The organism is Micromonospora sp. SL4-19, from assembly GCF_047921475.1.
In the GTDB taxonomy this organism is placed as follows: domain Bacteria; phylum Actinomycetota; class Actinomycetes; order Mycobacteriales; family Micromonosporaceae; genus Micromonospora.
In genome coordinates, this window is the sequence record NZ_JBLROB010000033.1 from 16,897 (window position 1) to 34,227 (window position 17,331).

The 17,331-nt window shown below is 72.5% G+C and carries 16 protein-coding genes; 7 read left to right on the top strand and 9 right to left on the bottom strand.

All coding sequences use genetic code 11. From position 1 onward, the window contains the following. The first annotated feature begins 19 nt into the window (after nucleotides 1–19). From ACNAVT_RS27225 to mug, 5 genes are all read left to right on the top strand, one after another. Nucleotides 20–934, top strand: a complete 915-nt coding sequence (locus ACNAVT_RS27225) for a TIGR04222 domain-containing membrane protein (protein ID WP_416300294.1) — start codon at nucleotides 20–22, stop codon at nucleotides 932–934. Then, complete coding sequence (locus tag ACNAVT_RS27230; protein ID WP_416300296.1) at nucleotides 931–1,785, top strand: DUF692 domain-containing protein; 855 nt, start codon at nucleotides 931–933, stop codon at nucleotides 1,783–1,785. Before ACNAVT_RS27225 ends, ACNAVT_RS27230 begins: the two co-directional genes overlap by 4 nt. A 140-nt stretch (nucleotides 1,786–1,925) precedes the next feature. Beyond that, nucleotides 1,926–2,360: a hypothetical protein gene (locus tag ACNAVT_RS27235; RefSeq protein ID WP_416300336.1), complete on the top strand. Its 435-nt coding sequence runs from the start codon at nucleotides 1,926–1,928 to the stop codon at nucleotides 2,358–2,360. 43 nt (nucleotides 2,361–2,403) lie between these two features. After that, a complete protein-coding gene (locus ACNAVT_RS27240; RefSeq protein ID WP_416300297.1) occupies nucleotides 2,404–3,165 on the top strand; it encodes an SDR family oxidoreductase in 762 nt (253 codons plus the stop codon). A 10-nt stretch (nucleotides 3,166–3,175) separates the two neighbouring features. Beyond that, nucleotides 3,176–3,772, top strand: a complete 597-nt coding sequence (mug, locus tag ACNAVT_RS27245; RefSeq protein ID WP_416300298.1) for a G/U mismatch-specific DNA glycosylase — start codon at nucleotides 3,176–3,178, stop codon at nucleotides 3,770–3,772. Here the strand turns inward: mug and ACNAVT_RS27250 are convergent. The 4 genes from ACNAVT_RS27250 to ACNAVT_RS27265 all read right to left on the bottom strand — a co-directional run bounded on the left by ACNAVT_RS27250 (nucleotide 3,769) and on the right by ACNAVT_RS27265 (nucleotide 8,749). Further along, the gene (locus tag ACNAVT_RS27250) at nucleotides 3,769–5,751 is read right to left on the bottom strand and encodes an ABC transporter ATP-binding protein (protein WP_416300337.1); all 1,983 of its coding nucleotides are present in this window, start codon (nucleotides 5,749–5,751) and stop codon (nucleotides 3,769–3,771) included. The genes mug and ACNAVT_RS27250 overlap by 4 nt on opposite strands. A 114-nt stretch (nucleotides 5,752–5,865) precedes the next feature. Next, on the bottom strand, nucleotides 5,866–6,633 hold the full coding sequence (locus ACNAVT_RS27255) for an enoyl-CoA hydratase/isomerase family protein (protein WP_416300299.1): 768 nt from the start codon (nucleotides 6,631–6,633) through the stop codon (nucleotides 5,866–5,868). Nucleotides 6,634–6,679: 46 nt separating this feature from the next. After that, the gene (locus tag ACNAVT_RS27260; protein ID WP_007462679.1) at nucleotides 6,680–6,907 is read right to left on the bottom strand and encodes a helix-turn-helix domain-containing protein; all 228 of its coding nucleotides are present in this window, start codon (nucleotides 6,905–6,907) and stop codon (nucleotides 6,680–6,682) included. Between the two features lie 234 nt (nucleotides 6,908–7,141). Continuing rightward, nucleotides 7,142–8,749: an ABC-F family ATP-binding cassette domain-containing protein gene (locus ACNAVT_RS27265; protein ID WP_416300300.1), complete on the bottom strand. Its 1,608-nt coding sequence runs from the start codon at nucleotides 8,747–8,749 to the stop codon at nucleotides 7,142–7,144. Between the two features lie 249 nt (nucleotides 8,750–8,998). On the opposite strand from ACNAVT_RS27265, the gene ACNAVT_RS27270 reads away from it, so the two are divergent. Together ACNAVT_RS27270 and ACNAVT_RS27275 are read left to right on the top strand one after the other, a co-directional pair. Continuing rightward, on the top strand, nucleotides 8,999–9,910 hold the full coding sequence (locus ACNAVT_RS27270; protein ID WP_416300338.1) for a neutral zinc metallopeptidase: 912 nt from the start codon (nucleotides 8,999–9,001) through the stop codon (nucleotides 9,908–9,910). Between the two features lie 17 nt (nucleotides 9,911–9,927). Beyond that, nucleotides 9,928–10,209: a hypothetical protein gene (locus ACNAVT_RS27275; RefSeq protein WP_416300301.1), complete on the top strand. Its 282-nt coding sequence runs from the start codon at nucleotides 9,928–9,930 to the stop codon at nucleotides 10,207–10,209. Nucleotides 10,210–10,600: 391 nt separating this feature from the next. On the opposite strand, the gene ACNAVT_RS27280 is transcribed toward ACNAVT_RS27275, so the two are convergent. The 5 genes from ACNAVT_RS27280 to sufU all read right to left on the bottom strand — a co-directional run bounded on the left by ACNAVT_RS27280 (nucleotide 10,601) and on the right by sufU (nucleotide 17,314). Beyond that, nucleotides 10,601–11,254, bottom strand: coding sequence for an acVLRF1 family peptidyl-tRNA hydrolase (locus ACNAVT_RS27280; RefSeq protein ID WP_416300302.1), 654 nt, complete (start codon nucleotides 11,252–11,254; stop codon nucleotides 10,601–10,603). A 95-nt stretch (nucleotides 11,255–11,349) separates the two neighbouring features. Beyond that, the gene (locus tag ACNAVT_RS27285) at nucleotides 11,350–15,036 is read right to left on the bottom strand and encodes a M12 family metallo-peptidase (protein WP_416300303.1); all 3,687 of its coding nucleotides are present in this window, start codon (nucleotides 15,034–15,036) and stop codon (nucleotides 11,350–11,352) included. 380 nt (nucleotides 15,037–15,416) lie between these two features. Beyond that, complete coding sequence (locus ACNAVT_RS27290) at nucleotides 15,417–16,040, bottom strand: LysE family transporter (RefSeq protein ID WP_416300304.1); 624 nt, start codon at nucleotides 16,038–16,040, stop codon at nucleotides 15,417–15,419. 384 nt (nucleotides 16,041–16,424) lie between these two features. Continuing rightward, nucleotides 16,425–16,844, bottom strand: a complete 420-nt coding sequence (locus ACNAVT_RS27295) for a metal-sulfur cluster assembly factor (RefSeq protein WP_416300305.1) — start codon at nucleotides 16,842–16,844, stop codon at nucleotides 16,425–16,427. After that, complete coding sequence (gene sufU, locus ACNAVT_RS27300) at nucleotides 16,841–17,314, bottom strand: Fe-S cluster assembly sulfur transfer protein SufU (RefSeq protein WP_416300306.1); 474 nt, start codon at nucleotides 17,312–17,314, stop codon at nucleotides 16,841–16,843. The genes ACNAVT_RS27295 and sufU overlap by 4 nt, the downstream gene beginning before the upstream one ends. Nucleotides 17,315–17,331 lie beyond the last annotated feature (17 nt).

Below are 17,331 nucleotides of genomic sequence, written 5' to 3' on the forward strand. Positions count from 1 at the left end.
CTCGCACTAGGAGCAGGCCATGACGGTGCTGGCGTCATCGGGCCACACGTGGGGCATCCCGGGGCCCGTCTTCCTCACGATTTACGTCACGGCGGCGGCCGTGATCCTCCTCGCCTGCGGAGTCCACCGCTACCTGAACCTCCACGGCAGAACCCCGAAGGAGCCGGTCGACGCCGAGTCGGCGGCCTACCTCAGCGGAGGTGAGCAGCTGGCAATCTGGACCGCGCTCGCCGCGCTGCGTCGGGCCGGCGTGGTCGGCGTACGCACCCGAGGGCGGCTGGCGGCGACGGGCTACGCGAGCACCGGGATGACGTCGCTGGAGCAGGCCCTCCACCGGGCCGCCGCCCGAGGGGCACGCCCCCGCGACCTGCGCATCGACCCTCAGGTCGCGAAGGCAGTGGCCGGGCTACGGCAGAGCCTCGAACAGCGGGGGCTGCTCGTCGGCCGGGTACATCGCCGGGTCGCCCGGGCCGGGGTGCTGGCCCTGGCGGTGCTGCTGCTGATCGGCCTGGTTCGGATCGTGGCCGGGCTGTCGGCCGATCACCCGACGGGATACCTGATCCTCAGCGTGCTGGCACTCGCCGTGCTGCTGGCCGCATTGTGGCCACTCCCGAAGGGCACGCGCGCCGGGCAGCTCGCCCTGAAGGGCCTGCGGGAGAAGCACAAGTACCTCTCCCCCGCCGCCCGCCCCGCGTACACCACCTACGGCAGTACGGAGGCCGCGATGGGGGTGGCGCTCTTCGGCACCGCGTCGCTCTGGGTGCTCGACGCGGAGTTCGCCCAGCAGGCCCAGGCCAAGTACCAGGCTGTGGCGGCCAGCGGCTCCTCCTCCGGCTACAGCGGATCGTCGGGTGGCGGGGGCGGTTCCTGTGGCAGTGGGGGAAGCTCCTGCGGGGGCGGCGGCTGCGGTGGTGGTGGCGGGTGCGGCGGATGACGGGCCCGGCGCCGGACCCGGCCTTTTCGCCGTCGGCCGGGCCGCACGGGGTCGGCATCGGCTGGCGACCGGAGATCGCCGGTTTCGTGGCCGGCCTGCCCGGGCTGCGCTTCGTCGAGGTGGTGGCGGAGACCGTCGCCCCGGCCGGGCCGCTCCCCGACGGCCTCACCGAGCTGCGCGAGCGCGGGGTCACCGTCGTACCCCACGGGGTGAAGCTGTCGCTCGGCGGCGCGGAACCGGTCGACCCGGCCCGGGTGGCGCACCTGGCCGGGGTGGCAGCGGCGGTGGACGCGCCGCTGGTCAGCGAGCACATCGCGTTCGTCCGGGCCGGCGGGCTCGAGGCCGGCCACCTGCTGCCGCTGTCACGCAGCCGGGAGACGGTCGCCGCGGTGGTGGCGAACGTCCGGCGGACCCAGGTCGAGCTGCCGGTGCCGCTCGCGCTGGAACCGATCGCCGCGCTCTTCGACTGGCCGGACGACGAGCTGGACGAGGCGGACTTCCTCACCGAGATCCTCGACGCCACCGGGGCGCTGCTGCTGCTCGACGTCGCCAACGTGCATGCCAACGCCCGCAACCGGGGCGAGGACCCCCTCGCCCTGCTGGACCGGCTGCCGCTGGACCGGGTCGCCTACGCGCACGTGGCCGGCGGGGCCGAGCAGGACGGCTTCTACCACGACACGCACACCGACCCGATCCCCGCCGCGGTGCTCGACCTGGTCGGTGAGCTGTGCGTCCGGCACCGGCCGCCGGCGCTGCTGCTGGAACGCGACGGCCGCTACCCACCCGCCGCCGAATTCCGCGGCGAGCTGGACGCGCTCGCCGCCGCCTCCGGGTACCCGGTGATCACGTGACCGGCCCCGTTCGCCCCGCCGCCGGCCGCGACCACACCGCCGCGTCCGGCCCGGCCGCCCGAGGCGCGCCGTCGCCCGCCGCTCCCCCGGCCGCCGGGCCGCCCCCGTCCCGTGCCGCCCCGGCTGCCTGGGGGGACGGGCTGGCCGCACGGCAGGCAGGGCTGGTGGCGGCGCTGGTCGCCGGTGCACCGCTCCCGCCCGGGTTCGCCCCCGGGCCGGTGGCGGCGGCCCGCCGCGCGCTGCTCCGCAAGCGCGCCGGCGACGTGGCCCGACACTGGCCGCTGCTCGCCGCCGGCCTGGGCGCCGCATGGGCCAGCACGTTCGCCGGCTGGGCGGCGGCCCGGCCGACCAACGGGTCGATGCGCGACGGCTGGGACCTGGCCCGGGACCTTCGCGATCGCGGCACGCTGCCGCCGCTGGGCGCGGAGGAGCTGGTCACCCGGGAGGCCGCCGCCCGCTACGACGGCCGCACCCCGCCCCGCCCGCGCCGGCTGCCGGCCGTCGCGCGGGCCGGCGGCGCCGTCGCGGTGCAGCTCGCCGGTCGGGTACGCCTGCTCCGCCCGGCCCGCCGCTGACCTTCGCTGGCACGGTGTCCCCGGGTACGGCAGGATCGGGCCCATGGATCTCGGACTCGCCGACCGGGTGTACGTGCTCACCGGGGCCACCCGCGGCCTCGGCTTCGCCACCGCCGAACAGCTCGTCGCCGACGGTGCCCGGGTGGTGATCGCGGCCCGCACCCCAGAGCGGGTGACCGAGGCGGTCGAGGCGCTCGGCGGGCCGCAGCGGGCGCTCGGGATGACGGCGGACCTGACCGATCCCGACGCCCCGGAGCGGTTGGTCGCGGCGGCGTGCGAGCGGTTCGGCCGGCTCGACGGGGCGCTGATCTCGGTGGGCGGGCCACCGCCGGGCAGCGCCGCCCGGATCACCGACGAACAGTGGCGGGAATCCTTCGAGACGATCTTCCTGGGCAGCGTCCGCACCGCCCGTAAGGTCGCCGCCGCCCTCACCGACGGCGGCGTGATCGGGCTGGTCCTCTCCACCTCGGCGCGAAGCCCACTGCCCGGGCTCGGCATCTCCAACGGCCTGCGTCCCGGCCTGGCCGGCGTGGCCAAGGACATCGCCGACGAGTACGGGCCGCGCGGGGTGCGGGTGGTCTCCCTGCTGCCGGGGCGGATCATGACCGACCGGAACAAGGAACTCCTGGCGGCCAGCGGCAACCCGGAGCGCGCCCGGGCCGAGGCGGAGGCGGGTATCCCGCTGCGCCGGTTCGGCGAGCCGGCCGAGTTCGGCCGGGTGGCCGCCTTCCTGCTCTCCCCCGCCGCCAGCTACGTCACCGGGGTGACCGTGCCGGTCGACGGCGGCGCGCTGCGCGGCCTGTGACGGCAGGCCGGTGAGCGACCGACCCCGGGGCGCGGACGCCCGGCCCGACGCGACGCGGCGGTATCCCCGGCCCACGAGGGAGGAGCTGGCGGCGGCGGCCGACAAGCTGCTCCCGGACGTGATCGCCCCCGGGCTGGACGTGCTCTTCGTCGGCATCAACCCGGGGCTGTGGTCGGCGGCGACCGGCTGGCACTTCGCCCGGCCGGGCAACCGGTTCTGGCCGGCCCTGCACCGGGGCGGCTTCACGCCCCGCCAGCTGCAGCCGAGCGAGCAGGACGAGCTGCCGGGGCTCGGCCTGGGCATCACCAACATGGTGGCCCGGGCGAGCGCCCGCGCCGACGAGCTGACCGCCGAGGAGCTGGTGGCCGGCGCGGCGGAGCTGACCGGCAAGGTCGAGCGGTACCGGCCGCACTGGGTGGCGGTGGTCGGGGTGACCGCGTACCGGATCGGCTTCGCCCGGCCGAAGGCCGGCTTCGGCCCGCAGCCGGAGCCGCTCGACGGCGCCCGGCTCTGGGTGCTGCCCAACCCGAGCGGCCTGAACGCGCACTTCACGCCGGAGACGCTCGGCGCCGCCTTCGCGGAGCTGCGCGCCGCGACGACCGCCTAGTTGGCCGCCGCGGGCGGCATCGCCTCCTGCGCGACGTACGTGCCGAGCGGCACGGTGGAGACCACCGGCTCCGGCTGGTCCGCCTCGGCGTACGGCGCCGGCGAGTCGGCCACCGCGAACTGGGTGCGGTAGAGCTCGGCGTAGAGGCCGCCGACGGCGACCAGCTCCTCGTGCCGGCCGCGCTCGACGATCCGCCCCTCGTCGAGGACGAGGATCTGGTCGGCGTCCCGGACGGTGGAGAGCCGGTGCGCGATCACCAGCGCGGTACGCCCGGTCAGCGCCACGGACAACGCCCGCTGCACCGCCGCCTCGCTCTCCGAGTCCAGGTGCGCGGTGGCCTCGTCGAGGATCACGATCGACGGGGCCTTGAGCAGCAGCCGGGCGATGGCGATGCGTTGCTTCTCGCCGCCGGAGAAGCGGTAGCCACGCTCGCCGACAGTGGTGTCCAGCCCGTCGGGCAGGGCGCGCACCAGGTCGGCCACCTGCGCACCGGCCAGGGCGGCCCAGATCTCGTCGTCGGTGGCGTCCGGCTTGGCGTAGCGCAGGTTCTCCCGGATGGTCTCGTGGAACAGGTGGGAGTCCTGGGTGACCACGCCGATCTCGTCACGCAGCGAGGCCAGGGTGGCGTCCCGGACGTCGACGCCGCCGACCAGCACCTGGCCGTCACTGACGTCGTAGATCCGGGAGATCAGCATGGACAGCGTCGACTTGCCGGCGCCGGAGGGGCCGACCAGGGCCACCATCTGCCCGGGTTCGACACCGAACGAGACGCCCTTGAGCACCGGCTCGTTGACCGTACGGTCCAGCGCGGCGACCTCCTCCAGCGAGGCCAGCGACACCTCGGCGGCGCTCGGGTAGCGGAACCGCACGTCACGGAACTCCACCCGGCCGCTGCCCCGGGGCACCGGCACCGCCTCGGGCTTCTCCTCGATGCCCGGGCGCAGGTCGAGCACCTCGAAGACCCGGTCGAAGGAGACCAGCGCGCTCATCACGTCGACCCGGACGTTGGAGAGCGCGGTGAGCGGGCCGTACAGGCGGGTGAGCAGCAGCGCGAGCTTGACCACGGTGCCCGCGCTGACCGCGCCGGCGACGGCGAGCCAACCGCCGAGGCCGTACGTCAGCGCCTGGGCGAGGGAGGCGACCAGCAGCATCGCCACGAAGAAGGTCCGCGAGTACATCGCGGACTGGATGCCGATGTCGCGGACCCGCTCGGCGCGGCCGGCGAACCGGCGTGCCTCCACCTCGGGCGACCCGAAGAGCTTGACCAGCAGGGCGCCGGCGACGCCGAACCGCTCGGTCATCGTCGCGTTCATCTTCGCGTCGAGGTTGTACGACTCGCGGGTGATCTCGGCGAGCCGCCGGCCGACCCGACGGGCCGGGATGATGAAGATCGGCAGCAGCACCAGCGCCAGCACGGTGATCTGCCAGGACAGGACGAGCATCGCGGCGGCGGTGAGCACCAGTTGGATGACGTTGCTGACCACGCCGGACAGCGTCGAGGTGAACGCACGCTGGGCGCCGAGCACGTCGTTGTTGAGCCGGCTCACCAGCGCCCCGGTCTGGGTGCGGGTGAAGAACTGCAGCGGCATTCGCTGGACGTGGTCGTAGACCCGGGTCCGCAGGTCGAGGATGATGCCCTCGCCGATCCGCGCCGAATACCAGCGCTGGGCCAGCGAGAAGAGCGCGTCGGCGACGGCCAGCGCGGCGATGACCAGGGCCAGCCGGACCACCGTCGAGCCGGCTTCCGGCCCGCCGCCGGCGATCGCGTCGATCACGTCACCGGCGAGCAGCGGCGTGGCCACCCCGATCACCGCGGCGATCACCACGGTGATCAGGAAGATGATGATGTCGCGCCGGTAGGGCCGGGCGAACGCGATGATCCGCTTGGCGGTGCCGCGCTTGAGCTGGTGGGTGGCGACCTCGTCCTGGTTGCGCATCGACCGGAGCATGCTCCAGCCGTGCATGCCGCCACCGGCCATCGGGTTGGACACTCGTCACCTCCGGGTCGTCGCGCAGCCGTGGACCGTCGGGTCAATTCTCCCGACGACTACGACAACCTCGCGAGTAACCCCGATCTTCCCGAACGGCCCTTACTATTCTCCCCGCCCGGCCAGATCGCGCAGCCGGCGGGTCTGCGCCTCGCGCTCGGCCCGCTGCTGCTCCGCGTGGGTACGCCCGGCCGCGCCGGCGAGCAGCGCCTTGATCTCGACGATCGCATCGCGGTTGTTGGCCAGCAGGCCGGCGGTCAGGTCCCGCACCGCGGCGTCCAGCTCGGGGTTCGGCACCACGAGGGTGGCCAGCCCGATCCGGTCCGCCTCGGCGGCGTCCATCCGGCGGCCGGTGGCGCAGATCTCCAGAGCGCGGGAATAGCCGACCAGCTCGACGAGGCGCTTGGTGCCGGCGAGGTCGGGGACCAGACCGAGGGTCACCTCGGCCATGGAGAGCCTGGCGTCCTCGGCGAGCACCCGCAGGTCGCAGGCGAGGGCGAGCTGGAACCCGGCACCGATCGCGTGCCCCTGCACGGCGGCGACGGAAATCACGTCGGGCCGGTGCAGCCAGGTGAAGCCGGCCTGGAATTCCGCGATCCGGTCGGCGCATTCCTGCTCAGGCAGGGTGGCAAGCTCGGCGAACGAGCCCGGGCCGGAGGCACCGGCCACGGACAGGTCGAGGCCGGCGGAGAAGGCTCGCCCCTCGCCGCGCACCACGACCACCCGTACGTCGCCGGGCAGATCCCGGGAGAAGTCGCTCAACGCGCGCCACATCGCCGGGGTCTGCGCGTTGAGCACGTCGGGCCGGCACAACGTGACCGTCGCTACCGGCCCGTCGCAGTCGAGTCGTACCCCGGCTGTCTCGGCGGTCACCGGACCGCTCGGGGCACAACGCTGATGGACGACGCTGGTGGGCGGGTCACGCCTTCTTGCGGCGCCGGGCACCGCCGCGCTGACGCAGCTGCACCCCGGACTCGGTAAGCACCCGGTGGATGAACCCGTAGGACCGGCCGGTCGAGGCCGCGAGCGCACGGATGCTCTCACCCGAGGTGTACCGCTTTACCAGGTCCTTGGCGAGCGTCTGACGCTCGGCTCCGACGATCCGGCGACCCTTCTCAGTGCTGGTGGCTGTGCCGGTGGCTGCCATGCTGATTCCTCACGTCCCAGACTGTGCGGTTCGGATACGGTCCCACCTATTAGACCGCCTCGAACGATCATGCGCCAGATATCAACTCTTCGCCAACCGACACGCTATGCAATGTCAGCTTCCCGATAGCGTGATCCTCCCCGAAGGGCCAGGCCGGTCCGCCCAGGCGGATCATGACGGGCCGACCGGGCGGTGGACCCTACGCGGCCGGCCAGCATGTGGGAATCGGTGCCGTCAGGCGAGTTCGACCAGCTCGAGGAGGTCGTCGCTCCAGGCGTCCTCGTCGCCGTCGGGGAGCAGGATGGCGCGGTCGGGCTTGAGCGCCGTCACCGCGCCCGGGTCGTGGGTGACCAGCACGATCGCCCCCGGGTAGCGGGCGATCGCGTCGAGCACCTGCTCACGGCTGACCGGGTCGAGGTTGTTCGTCGGCTCGTCCAGCAGCAGCACGTTCGCGCCCGAGCAGACCAGCGTGGCCAGGGCCAGCCGGGTCTTCTCGCCACCGGAGAGCACCCCGGCCGGCTTGTCGACGTCCTCGCCGGAGAACAGGAACGCGCCGAGGATCTTGCGCAGGTCGGTGTCGGTCTGCTCCGGCGCGGCGCTGCGCATGTGCTCCAGGATGGTCCGCTCCACGTCCAGGGTCTCGTGCTCCTGGGCGTAGTAGCCGAGCCGCAGCCCGTGCCCGGGGCGCACCTCGCCGGTGTCCGGATCGAGCAGGCCGCCGAGCATCCGCAGCAGGGTGGTCTTGCCGGCGCCGTTGAGGCCGAGGATGGCCACCCGGGAGCCCCGGTCCACCGCCACGTTGACGTCGGTGAAGATCTCCAGCGAGCCGTAGGACTTGGACAGGCCGGCGGCGGTGAGCGGGGTCTTGCCGCACGGCGCCGGGGTGGGGAAGCGCACCTTCGCCACCCTGTCGGCGACGCGCACCTCGTCCAGGCCGGCCAGCAGCTTCTCGGCCCGGCGGGCCATGTTCTGCGCGGCGACGGTCTTGGTGGCCTTGGCCCGCATCTTGTCCGCCTGGGCCATCAGCGCGCCGGCCTTCTTCTCGGCGTTGGCCCGCTCCCGGCGGCGGCGCCGCTCGTCGGTCTCCCGCGCCTCCAGGTACGCCTTCCAGCCCAGGTTGTAGACGTCCACCACCGAGCGGGTGGCGTCGAGGAACCAGACCTTGTTGACCACCGCCTCCAACAGCGACGCGTCGTGGGAGATCACGATCAGACCGCCCTTGTGGTTGGCGAGGAAGCCACGCAGCCAGGTGATCGAGTCGGCGTCGAGGTGGTTGGTCGGCTCGTCGAGCAGCAGGATGCCGCCGCCGTTCTCCCCGGCGTCGCGGAACAGGATCCGGGCCAGCTCGATGCGCCGACGCTGACCGCCGGAGAGGGTGCCGATGGTCTGGGCCAGGGCCCGGTCGGGCAGGCCGAGGTTGGCGCAGATCCGGGCCGCCTCGGCCTCGGCCGCGTACCCGCCGAGGGAGGCGAACTGGTCCTCCAGCGCGCCGTAGCGCCGGACCAGGCGCTCGTCCTCCGCGCCCTCGGCGAGCTTGGCCTCCAGCTCCTTCATCTGCGCCATCAGCACGTCCAGACCGCGGGCGGAGAGCACCCGGTCCCGCCCGGTGACGTCCAGGTCGCCGGTACGCGGGTCCTGCGGCAGGTAGCCGATCGCGCTGCGCCGGTCGAGCTGCCCGGCGTACGGCTGCCCCTCCCCCGCCAGCACCTTCAGCGTGGTGGTCTTGCCGGCGCCGTTGCGGCCGACCAGGCCGATCCGGTCGCCCGGCTGCACCCGCAACGTGGTGTCGGACAGCAGGATCCGGGAACCGGCGCGCAACTCCAGGCCGGTGGCAGTGATCATTTCGAGGTACTCGCTCTCGGGTTCCGGAAGGGCTGACTCAGGGCACGCGAAAGCGCCGGCGGGTCATCAGTTCCCGTCGGCGCGGGGCCGTTCAGCCTTCGCAGCGCAGCACGGCAGCAAGTGTACCGGGCGTGCCATTCTCGTTCCGCCGGATTACCGTGCAAGATCATCGGGTACCGGAAACGCCGTCCGGACCCGTCCGGTACCGCAACCACCTCACACGGGCATACATCGGTGATCGGGGTCAACATGGAGCTGAACGAGAACGCACGGATCGACACCAGCCAGGTGGATGACCGGCGAGGGTCCGGCGGAGGCGGCGGCATCGGCATCCCGATCCCGATCGGCGGTGGCCGGGGCGGAATCGTCGGCATCATCATCGCCGTCCTCGTCGCCCTGGTGGGTGGCGGTTTCGGCCTCAACGCGATGAACGGCGGCGGCTCCGAGCAGGGTGACAACACCGCCCTGGAGCAGCGGTGCTCGGCGCAGGACGCGCTCAAGCAGCTCGACTGCCGCAACACCCTCTACGTCAACTCGATCCAGGCGTACTGGCGTACCGCCATGCCGGAGGTCTTCGGCGAGCAGTACCAGCCCTCCAAGACCGTCTTCTTCAGCCAGAACGTCAACACCGGCTGCGGGCAGGCCGACTCCGGCGTCGGGCCGTTCTACTGCCCGGCCGACGACCTGGTCTACATCGATCTCACCTTCTACCGCCTCCTCGCCGACCAGCTCGGCGCGCCGGGCGAGTTCGCCCAGCCCTACGTGCTGGCCCACGAGTACGGCCACCACGTGCAGGATCTGCTCGGCACCGAGGCGCAGATGCGCCGCCAGCAGCAGCGCGATCCGGCCAACGCCAACGAGCTGTCGGTGAAGCTGGAGCTTCAGGCCGACTGCTATGCCGGTGCCTGGGCGAAGAACGCCACCGGCACCTCGGACGAGGGGGGCCAGAAGATCTTCAAGGGCATCACCGAGCAGGACATCCAGCAGGCGATCGACACCGCCGAGAAGATCGGCGACGACGCGATCCAGAAGCGGGCCGGCCGGCCGGTGAACCCGGACGAGTTCACCCACGGCACCTCCGCCCAGCGCCGGCAGTGGTTCACCCAGGGCTACTCCACCGGCGACCCGAAGTCCTGCGACACCTTCGGCAGCACCCGCTGACGCCGCAGGATGACCGGATGGAGGCAGTCCCACCCCGGATCCGGGTCGCCGCGTACGTCATCCGGCTCGCGGCGGCCAGCCCCGAACTGCTGGTCTTCGACCACCTCGACGGCCGGGCCCGGCGCACAACGTACGTCCAGCTCCGGTTGGCCGGCGGGCCGGCCGGCGGGTGGACGCACCGGGTCGCCGGGGACGGCAAGGACGACGGGCTGCGGTTCGCCTGTCGTTTCACCCCACTGCCGCTCGCGACCCGCCTCGCCGACCACCAGGACGAGTTCCTCGACCGGATCCACCCCTGACCCCCATCAGCCGATTCCGTCGATCCAGCCCGTCCTCGGCGGACAGCTGACAACCAACCCGTGCGACCCGTTACCTAACGTCACATTCTGCGGTGAGCACATCGACCCGTGCGCCCCCTTTGCTCTGCAGCCACAGACGCAGCACTCACCCACCGTTTCCGCTGCGTATCCGGCTGCAGAGCAAAGCGGGGCCGGGGTGGGGACGCCCGCTCCGGGTTCAGGAGAGCAAAGACCTGGTCAGCCGCCTCGGGCGGGCCGACCTGCCCACCGTCGACAACACGTGACAGTCACGCTGCGTATCGTCAGCCGGAGTCGGCGGGGCGGTCACGTTCCGTCGACGGGCCGTCGAGCGCGATCGCGGGCGGGCGGGCACGCGGGAAGCACGGTCGCGTCAGTCGCGGTCCGGGTCGCGGACCAGGATCTGCACCGCGCGGGCGGCGGCCACCGCGCCGACCAGTACGGCGTGACGGGGCTCCGGCACGTCGAGCAGCCGCTCGGCGCGCAGCGCGGCGAGCGGGGCCAGCCGCCGGTCGGTCAGCACGGTGTCCACCGCCCGACGGTCACCACCGCAGACCAGGGCGGCCAGGGCCGCCGCCTCCGGCAGCAGCAGCCGTACGGCCAGCTCGGCCGCGTCGCCCAGCGCCGCCTTCGCCTGGTTGTCCCGCCGCCGGGCGAACCGCTGCTGCGACCATCCGCCTGCGGCGGTGCGCCCCTGCACATACCGGGTGTCCACCTTGGAGACTGTCAGCTCGGTTCCCTCGGCGACGCCGACCGCCACCGCGCCCTTGCGGGCGAGCAGCAGGCCGAGCCGTCGGGACGCGCCGGCGGCGGCCACGAACCCGGGTACGTCGGCGCTCGGCGGCGCACCGGGCGGGGTGTGCAGCTCGGCGGTCGCACCGTCCGGGGCGGCGAGCAGCAGGCCGTACTCCTGGACGGTGGTGGTGGGCGGACCGTGCCGGTCGGCGAAGCCTTCGACCCAGCGGGCGACGCGGGTCGGGTCGACCTCGACCCACCGGCCGCCCCCGGCGGCGGGTCGGCTGGTCATGGCACGACGGTACGCCATCGGAGATCGTCTGGGCACGGCGGGAAATGGAACGCGGGAGGACACCGTGATCGGCGTCCTCCCGCGCTACGGGTAGGTCAGTGGACGGTGAGGTTGCCACTCGTCAGGTTGACCTCGGCGGTCCCGTTCCCCGTCCAGCTGGACGAGAAGAGCAGGGCGCCGCCCTTCCACAGGGTGACCGCGACGGTGTCGTCCCGGCCGGGAGCACCCCGCTCGGTCACCGTCACCGCCAGCGTCAGACCGCTGGCCACCAGCTTGCCGTTGCTGTCGTACAGGCTGGCCTGGTAGCGCACCTGCGCGACCTTGCCGGCCGAGGTGATCCCGAGCCCGTCGACGGTGGACGCCTTGATCGTGTAGGACTTTCCGCCGGAGCGGAACGCGATCTCGGCCCCGCCCGAGGCGGCCTTTTTGGCCGTGGCGGGCTTCCCGGTCAGGTTCACCGCGACCTTCGAGTTCGCGTCAGCCGGGTACGCCCCCGCCGAGCCGGTGGCGGTGATCTCGCCGTCACCGGTGAGGAACCCGCCGTCGGTGACGGCGACCGTCACCTGCGCGGTGGTGCTGCCGGTGTAGTAGCCACCGACCGTCGCGGTGACGGTGTGCGTGCCCTCCGAGAGGGTGGCCTCGCACGCCGCGGAGGCGCTCGTGTCCGCCGCGCCGAGCAGTTCCAGCCTGCCGGTGCAGAGCGTCACGCCACCCTCGGTGAAGGTGACCGTGGCGTTGCGGATGTCACCCGCGGTGGTGTCCGTCGCCGAGGGCAGCACCGAGCTGTCCTGGACGACGGCCCGCAGCAGGGCCTTGCCGGAGGCACCGCTGGTCGCGGTGGTCACCAGCGTGTCGCCGGCCCAGGTCGCCGCCGCGTCCTCGGCGGTCACCTTGACGGTGAAGGAGGTGCTGCCGACCAGCCCGGCGTCATCGGTGACCGTCACGGTGACCGGGTAGGTACCCGGCGCCGCCGTGGTGGTACCGGTGACCGTCCAGCTCCGGGCGCCGGGGAGGGTGTCCGTCCCGGAGGTGTTCGCCACGGCCAGGGACAGGCCGGCGGGCAGGCCCGCGGCGGACGCGGTCAGCGCGGCGCCGGCGGTGTCGCCGTCGGTCGCCGTGACGGTGACGGTCGGCGCGAGCGCGTCGCTGTACTGGGCGCTGGCCCCGCCGGCCGGGGCGTCGTTGGTGACCTCCGGAGCGGACCGGATGGTGAAGTCGGCGTCGTTGACATCGAAGAAGATGTTGCCGATCGCCTCGATCTTGATCCGGGCCTGCTTCGTCGCCACGTTGGGCAGGTTCACCGTCGCGCTGCCGTTGTTCGGGGTGCTCTCGGCCAGCACGTACGGGAAGGTCGCCCCGCCGTCGGTGGACAGCGAGATCTTCACCTGGCTGGCGTTGACCGGCGCCGCGTCGGTGCCGGCCACGTCCCAGGTGACCGCCTGGCTCGAGCCACCGTTGAGAACGGCGGCGGAGTCCTGCGAGGTGACCAGGAACGGACCGGCGTTCGGGGCCAGCACCACCGCGACGTCGGCGCTGCCGATGCCGCCGCCGCCCAGCCGCCCGTCCCGGGCGGTGAGCTTGAAGTGCATGGTCCGGTCGTTGGTGAAGCCAACCCAGTCCCGGGTGGGCAGGAACTCCGAGAAGCAGTCGAGGACGTTCGCCGGCAGGACGGTGGGCGCCGGCGGCGCGACCGGGCAGGCGCCGGTCTTGGCGTTCGTGTTGCCCGCCAGGATCTGCTTCATGTCCGGGAAGACCCGGGTCGGGTTGGTGGTCACCGCGTTCTGGCCCGGCGAGTGGTACTTCAGGGTGTCCTCCGGCGACACGTTCGCCGACTCGCCGAACACCCGGAACAGCGGACCGTTGGTCTTGGTGTTGTTCACCAGCGCGGTGCCGGCGGTGGCGCCCCGGTCGTTCTGCTCCCACAGGTAGGTCAGCGTGTCGCCGTCGACGTCGGTGGCGCTACCGGTGAGCGCGAACGGGGTACGCACCGGAATGGTGACGTTGCCCGGCACGGTGACCAGCGGCGCGTGGTTGGCGGTGTCCTCGACCAGGAAGCCGCCGTTGTCGATGGCACCGCCCTTGGCCGTCTCACCGACGAAACCGGAGGCACCGGAGAAGTTGGTGAGCTCGAGCGAGGCGACGTTGGTGTTGGCCAGCGTGCCGCCGAAGGTCACCTGGAAGCCGGTGTCGTTCAGGGTGCCGCTGCCGCCGAAGGCGGCCACGGTGACGTTCGCGCCAGACGGCCAGCCGGCGATCCCCTCGATGGCGGCCTTGATGCCGGCAGTGGTGTAGTTGCCGCCCCGCACGATCGGCGCCGAGTCGTTGCCGTTGTAGCGGACCGTGAACGAGTCACCGTTGGTGTCGAAGTCGTACAGCGAGGCGGTCTGCACCTCGCTGATGGCCGGACGGTTCGACGTGACGTACGTGGTGATCTCGGTGTAGCTGCGGTGCGACCAGTACGGGTCGGTGTGCGGCTGGAGGTTGTCCTGCTGGCAGATGCCGGCGTACGCCATGATCGACGAACCGCTGCCCGGCTCGTACGAGTTGGCCGCGCTCCGGTTGCCGCCCGAGCAGTTGAGCTGGGTGCCGTTGAAGGTGTGGTTGCCGGCGAACTGGTGGCCCATCTCGTGGGCCACGTAGTCCACGGCATAGAAGTCACCGATCGGTTGTGGCAGACCGGTGCAGCCCTGCGCCTTGCTGCCGCCGCCGATCACGCCCAGGCTGGCGATGCCGCCGCCGTTGACGCCGAGGCCGATGTGGCCCACGTCGTAGTTGCTGGCGCCGACGAGCTGGCCGAGCACGATCCGGTTGCGGCTCAGCGTGCTGCTGCCGCAGGAGCTGATCTGCGCCGCCGTGAAGCAGGCCGCCGCACCGCACGGACCGTTCGCCCCGGTGGCCAGCGCCGGGGTGTTGAGGTTGGTCTTGTCGGTGTCGTTGATCAGCACGAGCCGGATGGCGGTCTCGTCCTCGTAGATCTGGGTCACCCGGTTCATCAGCGTGACCTTGGCCGCGGTGACGTTCTCCGCGCCGAAGAAGTTGGCGTAGGAGGGGTCGGTGACCAGCGCGACCCGGTAGGTGCGCAGCTTCACCAGCGGGCCGGCCGGCACCTCGGCCTGGGCCGTCGCGACCTCGTCCTCGAGGGCGTGGGCCGCCTCGCTGACGTCCTCCCGCTCGACCAGGTCACCGTGCGGGTTCGCCAGGTCCCGACCGAAGTAGCTCGCGTACAGGCTCTGGTCGAGGTGGTAGTAGGGGTCGATGTACCACGCGCCGGAGGCGGAGCGGACCGAGGCGTGGAAGCCGAGCGGAGTGAGGTCCGCCCGGATCGTCGCGCTCGTGTCGTCCAGGCCCTTGCCCGCGTACGTGGTGATCTCCGGGTGCGCCGCGGCCAGGCCGGCTTCCATCACCGGCGACTCCACCAGCTCGAAGCGCTGGAAGGTGCCGTCCGGCGCGGGCAGCGACACCACCTGGTGCTGCTGGCGCAGGGCCTTCACGCGCTCCCGCGGGGCCTTGTCGAGGGCGCTCTTCAGCGTGCCCCGGTCCAGGGTGTACGCGGCGAGCCGCTTGGCGTTCACGGTGGCCTTGCGGCCGGCCGACGCCGGCTTGCCGTCCACCTTGTGCCACGGGCCCTGTCCGGACGGGGCCGCGCTGGCCGCCACCGGCGCCGCCAGCACCGGCAGCGTCGCAGCTACCAGCGCGGCCGCCAGTAGGGTTGCGATCCGCCCACCACGCGACCGACGGTTTCGTGACCCGTCGCGCGGTTGACGTACCAGGGTGATCCTCAAGTCGTCTCCCTGATCGGTGAGGAGTGGATGGGGGCCATCCGCACCCCGAAGGTCGACAGGGCGTGACGGATGATCCACAGATTGGTCAGAAACCTTAGGCGGACGACCGATCACCGACATCAGCCGAACGGGGGAGGCACTCGTGACAGGACGGCGGCCGACACGGGTCCGCCAGGTGGGTCATCGACCGCGACCCACGCCGCGAACGCGAGGGTTGCTGGCCTGATGACTGAGTGTCGATGTCCAGAAAGATGAATGGGACTAGAGCGTTCGATGAACGGACCTGTCGATTCGACCGACGTCGTTGTTACGCTGGTGAAGATCAATCGTCATCAGACTGTCATACTTCGATTGTCCACTATGGTCTGTTACCGGCGGGGTCAGGCCAGCAGCATTGCGACGGCGAGCGCCGCGATGATCGTGCTGGAGGCCAGCGCGGTGACCAGCCGGCCCCGGGGGCCGGTGAGCGCCCGACCCACCAGGGTGCCGCCCCCGGCGATCAGCAACTGCCAACTGGCCGAGGCGAGGAAGGCTCCGAGCACGAAGAGCCCGGCGGCCACGACGTCGGGCCCACCGACGTCCCGCCGGCCGAGGACGAGCGCCGCGAAGTAGACGACGGTGGCCGGGTTGAGCAGGGTCAGGCCGAGGATCGCGAGGTAAGCCCGAGCCGGGGTGTCCAGCCCGCGCCGCGCCGGCCGCGGGCCGGTCGGGGCGGGAGTCCGCAGGGCCCGCCACGCGCCGTGCCCGGCGAGCACGAGCAGCACCGCCGCCGCGACCAGCCGCAACGGATCGGCGAACGGGGCGAGCAGGCCGGCCACCACGGCACCGCCGAGGGCCGCCACGGCGGCGTAGGCGCCGTCGGCGGTGGCAACCCCGAGCGCCGCCGCCGCGCCGACCCGGAAGGAGGTACGGGCGCTGAGCCCGAGGATGAGCACCGCGATCGCGCCGACCGGGACTGCGACGCCGTAGCCGGCCACCAGCCCGGCGAGGAACGCCCCGCTCACGACGGCGGACGGCGGGTCGAGGCGATCCCCGGCCAGGTGCGCTGTCGACGCACGGCGGTGGCCGCGCGGACAGGAACCTGCTTCGGGTACGCCTCGATCATCCCGCCATCCTGCGTCCACCCCGCCGGCACCGCCACCCGATTTCCACCTCGCCCGCGCCCCGTGCCCCTGTCCCGTCCCAAGATCGCGCTACATCCTGGATGTAGTGGCCTGGCCGTCACTCCAAGGCCACTACATCCAGGATCGAGCGTGATCCTGAACGCGGGGGCGCGGGGCGCGGGGGCATGGCACAGCGGGGCGCGGGACGGCGCTGGCGGCAGGGGTGGAGACGCGTCGAGCGCGACGCCCGCAGGGGCGTCGCGCTCGACGGGGTGACCGCAGGAGTCAGACGTTGAAGCCGAGGGAGCGGAGCTGGTCCCGCCCCTCGTCGGTGATCTTGTCGGGGCCCCACGGCGGGAGCCACACCCAGTTGATCCGGATGTCGTTGACCAGCCCGCCGCCCGGGCCGGTGGTCAGCGCCTGTCGGGCCTGGTCCTCGATCACGTCGGTCAGCGGGCAGGCCGCCGAGGTCAGCGTCATGTCCAGGGTGGCCACGTTCGCGTCGTCGACGTGGACGCCGTACACCAGACCCAGGTCGACCACGTTGATGCCCAGCTCGGGGTCGACGACGTCCTTCATCGCCTCCTCGATGTCGGCGATCACGGCCTTGCCGCCGGCCGGGGCGGCCCCGCCGGTGGCCGGCGTCGCCGCGCCGTCGGTCGCGACCGCACCGGCCTCCGGCGTGGTGGTCTCGTCGCTGCTCATGCCTTCACCTCCGTCGGGCTCACGCCCACCCCGGCGCGTGCCGCGGCGTCCTTGAACGCCATCCACGACAGCAACGCGCACTTCACCCGGGCCGGATAGCGCGCGACACCCGCGAACGCCACCCCGTCTCCGAGCACGTCCTCGTCCGGCGTGACCTGGCCACGCCCGGACATCAACTCGACGAACGCCTCGTGCACCACCGCGGCGTCGTCCGCGGTGCGGCCGCGCAGCAGTTCATGCAGCACGCTCGCCGACGCCTGGCTGATCGAGCAGCCCATCCCGTCGTACGAGATGTCGGTGAACACCTTGCCGTCGGTGGCCACCCGCACGGTGATCTCGTCGCCGCAGGTCGGGTTGACGTGGTGCGCCTCGCCGACCCGGGCCTCCGGGGACGCATCCCGCAGGCCGCGGCCGTGCGGGTGCTTGTAGTGGTCCAGGATGATCTCCTGGTAAAGAGACTCAAGCTGCATCAGGCTGAACTCCCGTC